Genomic DNA, 13,059 nt, shown 5'->3' with positions numbered 1-13,059 from the left:
CGTGATGACATCGTGAAAGACCCGGAATGCCCGCTGCGATACAAGCTGACGGACTCGATATTGGTTACCGCCTCGGTGCCGCCAGCATGACAGTGCTTGCCGGTCTCGACCTTACGGTCGAAACCGGCGGCTTCCTTTCTATCCTTGGCCCGTCGGGATGCGGAAAGTCGACCTTTCTCCGGGTCGTCGCTGATCTGCTCGATCCGATTGGAGGCGGCATATCGGTGCTTGGCTCGACGCCGGCCGAATCGCGCGGCCGGCGCGATGTCGGCTTCGTCTTCCAGGACTCAACGCTTCTGCCGTGGCGCACGGTGCGCGAAAACGTGCGGCTGCCGCTCGAAGTCGGCCGGCACCGGCTGACACGGACGATCGAGGACCGCAGCGGCGAACTGCTCGACCTGATGGGGCTCAGCACCCTGGCGGACCGATATCCCGCGCAACTGTCGGGCGGCCAGCGGCAGCGCGCGGCCATCGCCCGCGCCCTCAATGGTGCTCCCAGGCTGCTGCTGATGGACGAGCCCTTCGGTGCGCTCGACGAGATCACCCGTGACAGGCTGAACGACGAGCTCCTCAACATCTGGCGCCGGACCGGCGCCACCATCCTGTTCGTTACCCATTCGATCATGGAAGCCGTCTACCTGGGCGAGCGGGTGCTGGTGCTCGCCGCCAATCCGGGCCGGGTCGTGGCCGACCGGGACCTGCGCACGCTGAAGGCCCATGGCAACAGGCGCGAAGACCCGGCTTTCGTCGCCATGATGGCCGAGCTGCGGCAGGCACTGGAGACGGGCGCATGACAGTGGCCGAGATGCGGAAGCTCATGCAGAGCGAGGCCATGCTGCCGATCCTCGGCGTTGCCTCGGTGCTGCTTGCTTGGCAGTTCCTCTTGCCGCTCGCCGGCGTACCAGCCTATATCCTGCCGCCGCCAAGCACAATCGCGCTGGTGTTCCAGAAGCAATGGCCGCTGCTCGCCAGCAATCTCTGGCCGACGGTTGTCGAAAGCGTGCTTGGCTTCCTCTGCGGTAACCTCGCGGCGATCCTGCTGGCGATCGTCTTCGTCCACATGCGGACGGTGCGCGGCATGTATTTTCCGGTCGTGCTCTTCCTCAACACGATCCCGGTCCTGGCACTCTCGCCGATCATCATCCTCATCTTCGGACTGGGCATGACACCGAAGATCGTCATCGCCTCGGTGATCTGCTTCTTCCCGACGCTGGTCAACATGATCCGCGGGCTGGAAGCGGCCTCTGCGAACGAGCAGGAGCTGTTTCGTATCCTTTCTGCATCGAAGAGCGAAATATTCTGGAAGCTCAGGCTGCCGCGTTCGCTGCCGATGCTGTTCTCATCACTGCGCATTGCCTCCGCCACCGCTGTGATCGGCGCCATTGTCGGGGAATGGATCGGATCGGAACGCGGATTGGGGGCGCTCATCATCCAGGCGACGTTCAATTACCAATCCGATCGGCTCTATGCCGCCATCGTGCTTTCGTCTGCCATGTCGATTGCGCTTTTCGGCGCCGTCGTCGCGGTCGAACGCAGGATCGTATCGCCCGCAGGTTCGGCTTAAACCCGCCCCCAGATCGTTCAGTTTCTCAGCCAGCTGGTGCAACCGCCAATCCGTGATGAACCTCGTGGAACGAACACCCGGCTTCTCCGTTTCTGGAGCCCTGGACGCTCAGTTCGGCCATTCCAGGTTTAAGGAGGAGTCCCGCAATGGATACTGTAACCAATCACACCGTCACCGCGTTTTTCCGCGACAAGTCTGATGCCGAAGAGGCGACCCGCAAGCTGGCGTCCGCCGGTATCGCGGAGGGCGATATTCGCCTCGTGCCCGGCCGCGAGTCCGACAGCGTTGCTGCCGCCGATGTCGACAACGGCAAGGGTTTCTGGGAAGCCCTGGGCGACTTCTTCTTTCCGGCCGATGATCGCGAAGTCTATGCAGAGGGTCTCCGGCGCGGCGGCTACCTCGTGACTGTGAGCGTCAGCGACGCTCAGCATGAAACCGCCGTTGATATTCTCGACGACGAGGGCACTGTTGATGTCGACGAGTGGTCGGATAGCTGGCGTGCCGAAGGCTGGGCGCCGTCCAATCCCGGCTTTGACCGCAATCGTTCTGTCGCCGATCCTGTGATCGCACAAGCTGCGAGCACGTCGGAAGATGCGTTCGAGACAGAGCGTCGCGCTCGCCGTGCGGAAGAGATGATCGGCAGGCGCGATACCGATCTGAGCGGGACTCGTGTGCGGTCATATCTCTACGACAAGCCGGAGACACAGACGGGCACGCCGCCGCGTGTCTGATCGTTCAATGAAGCCGGGCCGAGAAATTGGCCCGGTCCTGCTCATTGCACCGCGCGCTTTTCATCGATCCGTTTGGAGGCGAAGAGTGCCATCGCGATGGCTTCCTCGAACTGGATGTGCCGGCGAAGCGACTCGGCGAAAGATTCCAGTCGGAGTTTCAGATCCTGGAGATCGTCGGCAGTCGAGACCGACGGTGCCGCGAGCACCACGGCAATGGCGCCCGCCTTGGCGCGATCCCTGGAATGGTGTTTTCGAAACGTGTTGAGCAACGGCCGCATTTGTGGCGACATTGTCTCCAATAGCGAGAACAGGTCCCGCTCTTCAAAGGCGTGAACGCGATCGAGAACAGCTGTCAGGTGACCAGCGAGGAGACTTGCGGCTTCGACGTCGTGAAGCGGCAGCCTCTCAGCCAATTGATCGATTTTCTCGCACAACTGAAGCTGCTCCTGATGCGCCTGCGACCATCGCCCGATAAAGCCCGCGATCATAATGAACTCCCCGATCATAAGGGAATCACCATGCAACAGGGAGCATTCGCGATGCTTGCGTCTGCACTTCTGCACGCAGAAATGACAAACAGCGCAACGCCGACCATTCAATTGCATAAATTTTGATCATTATGAAATTGTGATTATTTTTTGGTATTCAAGGAAGCTGTTGTATGCAATGAATGCCGACGGATGAACGGAGGCATTTGCGTGTGGGAGCTTCTTCAAAAGGTCGAAGAAAAGCTGGAACTGCTGGAGGCGAGGGGCGATGGAGCGATGTTCATATCGCTGAAATCCCGCGAAGAGCTCGCCAGGGATGTTGCGAGAATCGAGGGCATAGGCCCATCGGGCAAGCCGCTCTATGGCCTGCTTTGCGCCGTGAAGGACAATATCGACGTGGCAGGTCTGCCGACAACGGCTGCCTGTCCATCTTTTGCTTACATCCCCGATCGCTCGGCATTCGTTGTCGAAAGGCTCGAGGCGGCAGGTGCGATCGTCATCGGGAAGACCAATCTGGACCAGTTTGCGACGGGCCTGGTGGGTGTCCGCTCACCCTATGGCGTACCGCGAAACGTGCTGCGGGCGGATCTCATCCCTGGCGGTTCGAGTTCCGGATCGGCCGTGGCTGTTGCCGCAGGTATCGTCGATTTCTCGCTCGGGACGGACACGGCAGGCTCCGGCCGCATTCCCGCAGGCATGAACGGGATTGTCGGCCTCAAGCCGTCGCTCGGATTGCTTTCGTCGACGGGAATGCTGCCGGCCTGCCGGACACTCGACACAATCTCCGTCTTTACCCGTGACGTGGAGCTTGCTGCGCTCGTCACATCCGTTGCGGCCGGCTATGACGAGGCGGACGCCTATTCGCGCAAGTTGCCGGTACCGGCACTCGGCTCGATGCCAAAGGGTCTTCGCATCGGCGTGCCCCGGGTCGATCAGCGGCTCTTCTTCGGTGATGAGGTGGCCGAAGCGGCATATGCCGCCGATCTGGAGACGATAAGCGCGCTCGGTGCAGACATCGTCGAGATGGACTTTGAGATCTTTCATGCCGTCGCCCGCCTGCTCTATGAGGGGCCGTGGGTGGCGGAGCGTTATTCCGCGACCAAATCACTGCTCGAAACGCGACCGGAGGAAATGCTTCCGGTAACACGATCCATCATCGAACCGGGCGGCAAGCTGAGTGCCGTGGCGGCCTTCGAGGCCTATTACAAGCTCGCAGAGCTTAGGCGGAAAGCGGAGCCGTTGCTGGCGACAGTCGATTGCCTCGCTGTCCCCACCATTCCTCGCTTCTACACTGTGGAGGATCTCGCCGCGGAGCCGGTGAAGTACAATTCTAACCTCGGCAGCTACACAAATTTCGTCAACCTGCTCGATCTCTGCGCCATATCGGTGCCGTCAGGAGTACGATCCGACGGGCTTCCTTCGAGCGTGACCTTTATCGCGCCGGCCGGTCGGGACGGCTTCGTCGCGAGCATCGCTGCGGCCGTCGAAGGGAAAGAGGCGGCTCGCTCGGAGGCCGTGACGGTCGACAGGATCGAAATCGCTGTCGTAGGCGCGCATCTGACCGGCCTGCCGCTCAATCGCGAGCTTACGGAACTCGGAGCCACCTTCCTGCGTGAGGCCACGACATCGGCGGACTACAGGCTCTTCGCGCTCAATGGCACGGTGCCGCCGAAGCCCGGTCTGCTGCGCACGGAAAAGGGTGCGGGCAGCGCGATCAAGACGGAAATCTGGGCGCTGGAGCCGGCGGCATTCGGCAAGTTCGTGGCCAAGATTCCTGGCCCGCTAGGGATCGGGACGCTGGAGTTCTCCGACGGGTCGCAAGCCAAGGGTTTCCTTGTCGAGGCTATCGCGACGGCGGACGCACGGGACATCAGCGAATTCGGCGGCTGGCGCGCCTATCTTTCGGCCAACTGATCACGTCCCGGCGAAGTCGTTCCAGGCATCTTCGACCAGCGTGATATGAGCGCGCATGAAGTCGCCCGCCTCGCTGCGGCTGCCGCGCAGGATCGCTTCCACCACCTGTCCATGCTCGGAATGTGAACGGGTGAGGCGGCCCAGATTGGAGAATTGCGCGCGCCGGAAGGGCTGCAGGCGTTGGCGCGTCTGGCGGGTTACATCCTCGAGATAGTTGTTGTGAGAGCCCTGATAGATCGCGTTGTGAAACAGTTCGTTATAGCGGATATAGGTCAGGCGGTCGCCGGCTGAGACGATGCCGGACATTTCGGCATGCAGGTCGTCCAGTGCGTGGCGCTCGGCCACCGTCATTCGCTCGGCGCTGAGTTCGGCACAAAGCGCCTCGAGATGTGCCATCAGTTCGAACATGCCAGTCAGGGCTGCGCTGTCGGGCTTGGCGACGATGGTGCGGCTGTGGGGTTTCTGTTCAACCAGCCCGCTGGTGGAGAGTTGCTTGAGCGCTTCTCGAATAGGAGTGCGGGATACCGAGAATTCGCCGGCGAGTTGGGACTCGTCGAGCACGGATCCCGGCGCAAGTTCTCCGCCGATGATGCGTTCGGCAAGCTGCCGCCTGATTTCCTCCGCGGATGTACGCGGTAGCTTCTTGAGCACTGGCCCGTCCGTCAATCTGCCCGGCCGCGAGGGTCAGGCGTCCATCATGCTTACATGGGCAGCCGCGACCTTCCACCCCGTTTCCGTCTTCACCCAGACCTGCGTCTGCCGGCCGATCTTGCCCGGCGTGTCGTCACGCAGGAACATCGTCTGGGCCGTCGCACATTCGGTGCCGTAACTGGTGATGACGGTGCGGTCAAGCTTACGATCGAAGGGTTGCTGGCTCGCGCGGAAGGCGAGAATCTCGGTATGACCGTGCTGGACGTCGTTCAGCCCGTAGCGCACTGTTTCGGGACGATCGAGAAACATGCGGGCCAGTGTCTCGTTGTCGTTCCTGAGAAGCGCGGCCTCGTAAGCCGCGAAGATTGCCTCAACTTCGGCAAGGGTTGCGGGATCGTTGATCACCATCACGATGCCTTCCTGCGCTCGACCATGCGTTCGCGCAGGGCTGCGAGGAAGGGAATGCTCTCGAACTGGTCCGGCCGGACGCGGTCCCAATCGACGCCGGGCGGGCGGCGCTCGCGATTATCAGTGCGGATGAGTTCCTTTTCCGTCGCGACCATGTCGAGCGGGGAGTCATGGGCTTCGATCACGACATCCGCGTCCTCGACGAGCTGACAGGAATGAACCGTGGTCACGACGGGTGTCGTATCGGAGATCGTGCCGAGCTCGCGGAAGATGGCGGTTTCGAGATCGGCAAAACCCGCGCCCTTGCCGGTCCGTCCGCCTGCACGACTCACTGCCACCGATCCGACGACACAGAAATCGAGCCGTTTGACCTGCTCGAAACCGATGCGCTCGCCATGCTCGACGAAGCCCTGCGATGTCGCCGCGAGCTCGAAGGAAATGCCCTTCTCGACCATCTTCTTCGGGTCGATCCGGAGATAGGGAAAATCCTTGGTCAGATAGGGAACGGGGGCGTAGACGATCTTGCCTTCGTAAAGCGCCCGGAGACGGATCGGGATTTGCGGCGCATCGGGATTGGTCTTGATTGTCTTCGCCGCCTTCCATTCCGGCGTTTGCGCCAGCCGCCAGGCGGCCATGTCGGCGCCGACGAAATTGGGGATCATGCTCCAGGCCGGACCAACAGCAACCTGGGTCTCCTCCAGACGGTGCCAGATCCGGTTGCGGACGACGTCCTTGGCGGTGTTGCGCCCCGCCCAACGCCCCTGCTCAGACATTTGCCTTCGCCTCCGATACTGCTTCTTCAAGGGCTGCAAGCGGCGCGACCCAGCCAACGATACCACCCTGCGCGACGATCATCTCGATCGCCGACGCCTTGAATTCCGGGAAATAGCTTTCGGTTGCATCCTCGACCAGCAGGCATTCATAGCCACGGTCATTGGCCTCGCGCATCGAGGTCTGGACGCAGACTTCCGTCGTGACACCGGCAAAGGCGAGATGGGTGATGCCGCGCTCCTTCAGCATCTCCTGGAGCCGTGTGTCCCAGAACATGCCCTTACCGGGCTTGTCGATGACGATCTCACCGTCGATGGGCGCCAGGCTGTCGACGATCTGGTTGCCTGGTTCGCCGCGGACCAGCAGGCGGCCCATGGCACCTTCTTCGCCGATCTTGAGCGAGGGATTTCCGCGCCGGATTTTCGACGGCGGGCAATCGGACAAATCGGTCTTGTGCGCCTCGCGGGTGTGGATCACGAGCCAGCCTTCTCGGCGGAAGAGGGCGATGAGGCCCGCCACCGTCGGGATGATGGCCTCAAGCCGACCCACATCGTTGCCGAGACTGTCGCCGAAACCGCCCTTTTCGATGAAGTCGCGCTGCATGTCGATGACGACGAGCGCGGTGTGCTTCGGGTCGAGCGGATAGGGATAGGGTCGTGCGGGGATGTCGATCATGATGCTGCCCTTTCGCGAAGCATGTCGGACTGGGATACCCCCCTCTGTCCTACCGGACATCTCCCCCTCAAGGGGGGAGATTCGATGGAATGCCGCCTCGCCTCAACTGCCCGTCGCATACTCAGCAACCGTCGCCCGCTTGCAGCAGGACGAGTGCACCTTGCCGATCTCCCCCCTTGAGGGGGAGATGTCCGGCAGGACAGAGGGGGGTGAGGCCACGAACTCGAAGCCATCTCAATGCCCCGCCATATGCTGGCCGATCGTATTCCGGTCCGTGTCCTCGATCCGCGACACATAGCTGATCGTGCCACCGGACATGACAGCCACCCGGTCGGCGAGTTCGAGGATTTCGTCGAGATCCTCCGACACCAGCAGCACCGCCGCGCCGCGGTTGCGCGCCTCCATGATCTGCGAGCGAATGTCGGCGACCGAGGCGAAGTCCAGCCCGAAGCAGGGATTGGCGACGATCAGCACATCGACGTCTCCAGACAGTTCACGGGCGAGGATCGCGCGCTGGACATTGCCGCCCGACAGCGATTCGATCGGCGAATCCGGCGACGTGGTCTTGACGTTGTAGCGGGCGATCAGTTCCTCGGCCTTCTTCTTGAGCGGCCCCGGCCGCATCCACCAGCCGAAGCTTGCGATGGGCGGCTTGTCGTAGGTGCGGAATGCGATGTTCTCGGCCACGCTCATCCGCGGCACCGCCGCATTCTTGAGAGGTTCCTCCTGCAGTCCGAACACCTTGAAGCGGGCGAAATTGCCCCGCGTCGGGGTGAAATCCTGGCCATTCACGAAGATCTGGCCCTGCGACAACTGACGCTGGCCGGACAGGGTCTCGACCAGTGCCGACTGCCCGTTGCCGGAGACCCCGGCAATGCCGACGATTTCCCCGGACTTGACCTTGAGATTGATGGCATGGATCGCAGGCAAGCCAATCTCGTCCTCGGCGAACAGGCCGGCGAGATCGAGCACGTCCTTCTTGTCAGTGATGGCAGCCCGCACCGCGCGTTCCTTGACCTCGGTGTCGCCGATCATCATCCGGCTCATGTCCTCGACGCTGACAGTCTTGGCATCACCATCACCGGTCAGCCGGCCGCGCCGGAGCACGGTGAAGCGGTCGCAAAAGGTCTTCACCTCGCGGAACTTGTGGGAGATCATCAGCACGGTGATCTCGCCGCGCTCGGTCATGCCGCGCAGCAGGCCCAGCATCTCGTCGGCCTCGCCCGGCGTCAGCACCGAGGTCGGCTCGTCGAGGATCATGAAGCGCTGGTCGAGATAGAGCAGCTTGAGGATTTCGAGCTTCTGCTTCTCGCCGGCCGAGAGCTGCGACACCTGGGTGTCGAGCGGCACGCGAAAGGGCATCCCCTCCATGAAGGCGTCGAGTGCCTTGCGTTCCTTGGCCCAGTCGATGACGGTGGGCACGTCCGCGCGGGAGATGACGAGATTTTCCGCCGCCGTCAGGCAGGGCACCAGCGTGAAATGCTGGTAGACCATGCCGATGCCGCTGGCGAGCGCATCCTTGGGCGACTTGACCACCACTTCCTGGCCGTCGAGCAGCACCTGGCCCTTGTCGGCGGAATAGAAGCCCATGATGCATTTGACGAGGGTGGACTTGCCCGCGCCGTTCTCGCCGAGCAGCGCATGGAACGAGCCGGCCTCGACGCGCAGCGACACCTCGCCCAGCGCGGTGAAATGCCCGAAAGTCTTGGTCATGCCGATCGCTTCGAGCGACGGCGCGCGCTTCGGCTTCTCGATCATGACTTGCCCTCCGGCAATGCGGCGATGAAATCGGCCGAATTGGAAACCGCACCGAAGACGCCGCCCTGCATCTTGATCATATCGACGGCGGCGAGATGGTTCTCGACCTTGGTCGCCGCGCAACAGTCTTCGAGCAGCAGGCATTCATAGCCGCGGTCATTGGCGTCCCGCATCGTGGTGTGGACGCAGACATCCGTGGTGACGCCGGTGAAGACGATGTTGCGGATGTTCTTCATAGACAGAACGAGCTGGAAATCGGTGGCAAGAAAGGTACCCTTGCCAGGCTTGTCGATGATCGCCTCGCCAGGTGCTGGCTGCAGTTCCGGAATGATCTCCCAGCCCGGCTCACCGCGCACCAGGATGCGCCCGCACGGCCCCTGGTCGCCGATGCCGGCGCCGATGCGCTGCGAGCGCCAACGTTTGTTGGCCGGCAGATCCGAGAGGTCGGGCTTGTGGCCCTCGCGGGTATGGATGATGAAATAGCCCTTGGCCCGCATCGCCTTCAGCACATTCTGGATCGGCACGATCGGCGCGCGAGTCAGCGAGATGTCGTAGCCCATCGAGTCGACATAGCCGCCCGGCGCACAGAAATCGGTCTGCATGTCGATCACGACAAGCGCGGTGTTGTGCGGACCCCAGTCGCCGTCGAAGGGCCAGGGATAGGGGTCGGCGGCGAGCGTTACACCGCCCTTGATGACTGCCGCGTCGATACGTTCGTCCATGGATGGCATGAGCTTGACCTCACTTATTGATCGAGAGTTCGCCGGGCACTTCGCGGGCAGCCGATTTCGACTGGGCCGAGGCGATCATGATGAAAAGCGTCAGGATGTAGGGCGCGGCGTTGAAGAAATAGTAGCCCTGGGAAATGCCGATCGACTGCAGCGCGGGTCCCAACGCGCCGGCCGCGCCGAAGAGCAGGGCCGCAAGCAGGCAGCGCAGCGGTCCCCAGCGCGCGAAGATCACCAGCGCCACCGCCATCAGGCCCTGGCCGGAGGACAGGCCCTGGTTCCACGAACCGGGATAGTAGAGCGACAGGAAGGCGCCACCGATGCCGGCCATGAAGCCGCCGATCGACGTGGCGGTGAAGCGGACGAGGTCGACCGAAACACCCATCGCCTTTGCCGCCGGCGCGCTGTCACCGGTCATGCGGACGATCAGTCCCCATTTGGTGTTCTTGAGCGCCCACCACAGGAAGACGCCGAGCGCAATGCCGACAAAGAATAGCGGATTGACTTCAAGCGCCTGCGCCAGCCGCGGATCGCCGGTCCAGCCGCCGAGCGGGATGGCTTCGAGACGCGGCGCGGTCGGTTGGATGTAGGGCTTGCCGAAGAAGAAGGCGAGGCCGGTCCCAAAACTCATGATGGCGATGCCGATCGCCATGTCGTTGACCTTGGGCAGCTTGCAGATATAGCCGTGGATGGCACCGAGCAGCATACCTGCCAGGCCGGCGAAGAACACACCGAACCACGGATTTCCGGTCTGGTAGGAGCCGGCATAGGCGACCATCGCGCCGAGCACCAGCGATCCCTCGAGACCGAGATTGACCCGGCCGGATTTCTCCGTGAGGCACTCGCCGAGCGCCACGAACATGAAGGGCGTCGACACCCGGATGGCGCCGCCGAGCATGGCGATCAGCGCGGTGATGAGAAGTGAATCGTCCATCAGCGTGTGCTCCCGGCTTTCGGCTGGAGGAAGGGTATGCGGCCATAGAGCGTGTCCGAGGTCAGCAGCACGACGAAGATCAGGCCCTGCAGCACCAGCACGGTCGCGTCAGGCAGGCCCATGCGCCGCTGGATGATGCCGCCGGCCGCGGCCAGCGCGCCGAACAGGATGGCGACCGGGATCACGGCCAGCGGGACCTGCCGCGCGAGGAAGGCGACGAGAATGCCGGTGAAGCCGTAGCCGGCCACCAGCGAGGCGTTGGCCTGGCCATGGATCGCCGCGACTTCGAAAAAGCCGGCGAGGCCAGCGCACGCGCCGGCAATGGCGCAGGAGGTAACGAGCAGGAAACCGACGGGAAGCCCTTGCGCCTGCGCGGCGCGCGGGTTCCCGCCGGTCATCCGCGCCGCAAAGCCGAAGGTCGTACGGGTCATCAGGAAATGCAGGCCGATCGCCAGGACAATGCCGGCTGCGAGGCCCCAATGCACTGCGGTGCCCGGCATCGAGCCGATTTTGTAGGCCTCGCCGATCGGCAGGGTCGAGGGCTTGTTGGCCGAGGATGGATCGCGCAGCGCGCCCTCGACGAAGAAGTTCATGATGGCGATGGCGATATAGGACAAGAGCAGCGAGGCGATCGTTTCGTTCACGCCGCGATAGTGGCGGAGCCAGCCGGTGAGACCCAGCCAGAAGCTGCCGGCCAGCATACCAAAGATCGCCATAACAGGTAGCGTCAGCCAGGGCGTGATGCCGTTCGAGACCAGCGGTATGGCGATCGCAGCCGAGGCGAAGCCGCCGAGGACCAGGGCGCCTTCGCCCCCGATCATGGTCAGGCCGATGCGGGCGGGGATGGCGAAGGCGAGACCGGTGAGGATCAAGGGTGCAGCACGCTGTAACGTGTTCTGGAAGGAGAAGCTTGAGCCGAAGCCGCCCGTCCAGATCAGGCCGAAGAAGGTCAGCGGGGATTTGCCGAGCAGGATCAGGAAGATCGAGAAGATCAGTGCCGAAACGATCAGGGCAGCGACAGGTATGATGATCGCTTCGGCGAACTTCATGCCCGCCACGGATGGGGCCCGTTTCACGGCACCTGCCGCGGATGCATCTATGGTCATCGTCATTGATGTCTCCTGATCGCCCGACTCTTGTCTGCCATTAGCGGGTTATGGAGGATTGCCCCTCATCCGCCTGCCGGCACCTTCTCCCCGTTCTGACGGGAAGCAGGGAGATGTGGCACCGCCGGTGCCTCTAGCGTCCCCTCTCCCCGCGAGCGGGGAGAGGGCCAGGGTGAGGGGCAGAGCCCCAACTTCAAGCCGATCAGGTAATCGAACCCTGCACGCCCTCGAGCAGCCAGCCCATGCCATCGAGATAGGGGTCGTAATTGTCGTAGGTCTTGTCGACCACGACCTTGCCGGTATTGTCCTTGAGCGTGCCCTTGTAGATCGGCTCGCCCTTCACCAACGCCGCGATGGCAGCATCGGCTGCCTTCTTGGCTTCCTCGGTCGCACCAGCGCCGTAAGCCGTCGACTGCAGCATGTCCTTGTCGAAGCCGCCGACGAGGAAGTTCGGCAGTTCCTTGCCGGCCGCGATGTCGGCCGCGTAGGACTTGTAGATCGTCTCCCACTTGTATTCGGCACCGGTTATGAAGCCCTTGGGCGCGAGCGACGCCTGCGAGGCATTGTGACCGCAGGTCTTGACGCCGCGGCCCTCCGCGGTCTCGATGACGACCTTCGGGCTGTCGACGTGGCAGGTGATGACCTCGCAGCCTGCATCGACCAGCGCGTTGGTGGCTTCGGCCTCGCGAACCGGCATCGACCACTCGCCGGTGAAGATCACGCGGACGGTGGCGTTCGGGTTAACGCTTTTGGCGCCGAGCAGAACCGAGTTAATGTTGGAGAGAACCGACGGGATTGGCTTTGCGGCCACGAAGCCGATCTTGCCGCCCGGGGCCGAGAGGCCCGCGGCGACACCGTTCACATAATGCGCCTGGTTGAGATACGGGAAGTAGGAGCCGGCGTTTTTCGGGTCCGCATCCTTGTTCCACAGCGGCGCGGCATGGCGGAAGGCGACAGCCGGATACTTCGCCGCCATTTCGAGGACGAAGGGTTTGTAATAGCCGAAGGACGTCGCGAGGATGAGGTTCGCGCCATCAATATTGATCATCGACTCCATCGACTTTGCGACGGCGTCGGTCTCGGGCACGTTCTCTTCCTCGACCACAGTGACGCCGGCCACCTGCTTGAGCGCTTCGGCAGCGACGGCATGAGCCTGGTTCCAACCGAAATCGTCTTTCGGGCCGACATAGACGATGCCGAGCGTCACCGCTGTCTGGGCGCGGGCGGTTGCGAAGGGAAATGCGGACGCAGCTAGGCCGGCCGCACCGGCCTTGAGCAGAGAACGGCGGCTAAGATCGAATGATGACATGGCATGCTCCCCTGTGTAACGG

The 13,059-nt window shown here is 62.8% G+C and carries 15 protein-coding genes; 5 read left to right on the top strand and 10 right to left on the bottom strand.

From position 1 onward, the window contains the following. Positions 1–26: 26 nt before the first annotated feature. The 3 genes from AC2YI2_RS21290 (at position 27) to AC2YI2_RS21280 (ending at position 2,295) form a co-directional block, all read left to right on the top strand. On the top strand, positions 27–794 hold the full coding sequence (locus AC2YI2_RS21290; protein ID WP_487388494.1) for an ABC transporter ATP-binding protein: 768 nt from the start codon (positions 27–29) through the stop codon (positions 792–794). Beyond that, positions 791–1,564 (top strand): ABC transporter permease, encoded by a 774-nt coding sequence (locus AC2YI2_RS21285; RefSeq protein ID WP_487388493.1) that lies wholly within the window; start codon positions 791–793, stop codon positions 1,562–1,564. The genes AC2YI2_RS21290 and AC2YI2_RS21285 overlap by 4 nt, the downstream gene beginning before the upstream one ends. Before the next feature lie 146 nt (positions 1,565–1,710). After that, complete coding sequence (locus tag AC2YI2_RS21280) at positions 1,711–2,295, top strand: hypothetical protein (RefSeq protein ID WP_487388492.1); 585 nt, start codon at positions 1,711–1,713, stop codon at positions 2,293–2,295. Positions 2,296–2,336: 41 nt separating this feature from the next. Here the strand turns inward: AC2YI2_RS21280 and AC2YI2_RS21275 are convergent, their stop codons facing one another. Continuing rightward, entirely contained in the window at positions 2,337–2,708 is a 372-nt protein-coding gene (locus AC2YI2_RS21275; protein ID WP_487388654.1) for a hemerythrin domain-containing protein, read from the bottom strand. Between AC2YI2_RS21275 and AC2YI2_RS21270 the strand changes: the two genes are divergently transcribed. Together AC2YI2_RS21270 and atzF are read left to right on the top strand one after the other, a co-directional pair. Beyond that, positions 2,652–2,909 carry a hypothetical protein gene (locus AC2YI2_RS21270; protein ID WP_487388666.1) on the top strand — a complete coding sequence of 86 codons (258 nt, stop codon included), beginning with the start codon at positions 2,652–2,654 and terminating at the stop codon, positions 2,907–2,909. The genes AC2YI2_RS21275 and AC2YI2_RS21270 overlap by 57 nt on opposite strands. Positions 2,910–2,993: 84 nt before the next feature. After that, positions 2,994–4,697, top strand: a complete 1,704-nt coding sequence (atzF, locus tag AC2YI2_RS21265) for an allophanate hydrolase (RefSeq protein ID WP_487388491.1) — start codon at positions 2,994–2,996, stop codon at positions 4,695–4,697. Here atzF and AC2YI2_RS21260 read toward each other — a convergent pair whose 3' ends face one another. From AC2YI2_RS21260 to AC2YI2_RS21220, 9 genes are all read right to left on the bottom strand, one after another. Further along, a complete protein-coding gene (locus AC2YI2_RS21260) occupies positions 4,698–5,348 on the bottom strand; it encodes a GntR family transcriptional regulator (RefSeq protein ID WP_487388490.1) in 651 nt (216 codons plus the stop codon). It lies immediately after the preceding gene. Between the two features lie 33 nt (positions 5,349–5,381). Beyond that, positions 5,382–5,756: an oxalurate catabolism protein HpxZ gene (hpxZ, locus tag AC2YI2_RS21255; protein WP_487388653.1), complete on the bottom strand. Its 375-nt coding sequence runs from the start codon at positions 5,754–5,756 to the stop codon at positions 5,382–5,384. Beyond that, positions 5,756–6,529, bottom strand: coding sequence for a 5-formyltetrahydrofolate cyclo-ligase (locus AC2YI2_RS21250; RefSeq protein WP_487388489.1), 774 nt, complete (start codon positions 6,527–6,529; stop codon positions 5,756–5,758). The genes hpxZ and AC2YI2_RS21250 overlap by 1 nt, the downstream gene beginning before the upstream one ends. Then, entirely contained in the window at positions 6,522–7,202 is a 681-nt protein-coding gene (locus tag AC2YI2_RS21245) for a cysteine hydrolase family protein (RefSeq protein WP_487388488.1), read from the bottom strand. The genes AC2YI2_RS21250 and AC2YI2_RS21245 overlap by 8 nt, the downstream gene beginning before the upstream one ends. Before the next feature lie 234 nt (positions 7,203–7,436). Next, positions 7,437–8,960, bottom strand: a complete 1,524-nt coding sequence (locus AC2YI2_RS21240; protein ID WP_487388487.1) for an ABC transporter ATP-binding protein — start codon at positions 8,958–8,960, stop codon at positions 7,437–7,439. Then, positions 8,957–9,682: a biuret amidohydrolase gene (gene biuH, locus AC2YI2_RS21235; RefSeq protein ID WP_487388652.1), complete on the bottom strand. Its 726-nt coding sequence runs from the start codon at positions 9,680–9,682 to the stop codon at positions 8,957–8,959. The genes AC2YI2_RS21240 and biuH overlap by 4 nt, the downstream gene beginning before the upstream one ends. 19 nt (positions 9,683–9,701) lie before the next feature. Continuing rightward, positions 9,702–10,622, bottom strand: a complete 921-nt coding sequence (locus AC2YI2_RS21230; RefSeq protein ID WP_487388486.1) for an ABC transporter permease — start codon at positions 10,620–10,622, stop codon at positions 9,702–9,704. Further along, complete coding sequence (locus AC2YI2_RS21225) at positions 10,622–11,728, bottom strand: ABC transporter permease (RefSeq protein ID WP_487388651.1); 1,107 nt, start codon at positions 11,726–11,728, stop codon at positions 10,622–10,624. Before AC2YI2_RS21225 ends, AC2YI2_RS21230 begins: the two co-directional genes overlap by 1 nt. A gap of 202 nt (positions 11,729–11,930) precedes the next feature. After that, the gene (locus AC2YI2_RS21220) at positions 11,931–13,037 is read right to left on the bottom strand and encodes a BMP family ABC transporter substrate-binding protein (protein WP_487388485.1); all 1,107 of its coding nucleotides are present in this window, start codon (positions 13,035–13,037) and stop codon (positions 11,931–11,933) included. Positions 13,038–13,059 lie beyond the last annotated feature (22 nt).

The sequence above is a fragment of the Rhizobium sp. SRI_017 genome (genome assembly GCF_057586295.1).
This window is presented reverse-complemented; position numbering and strand designations above follow the sequence as displayed.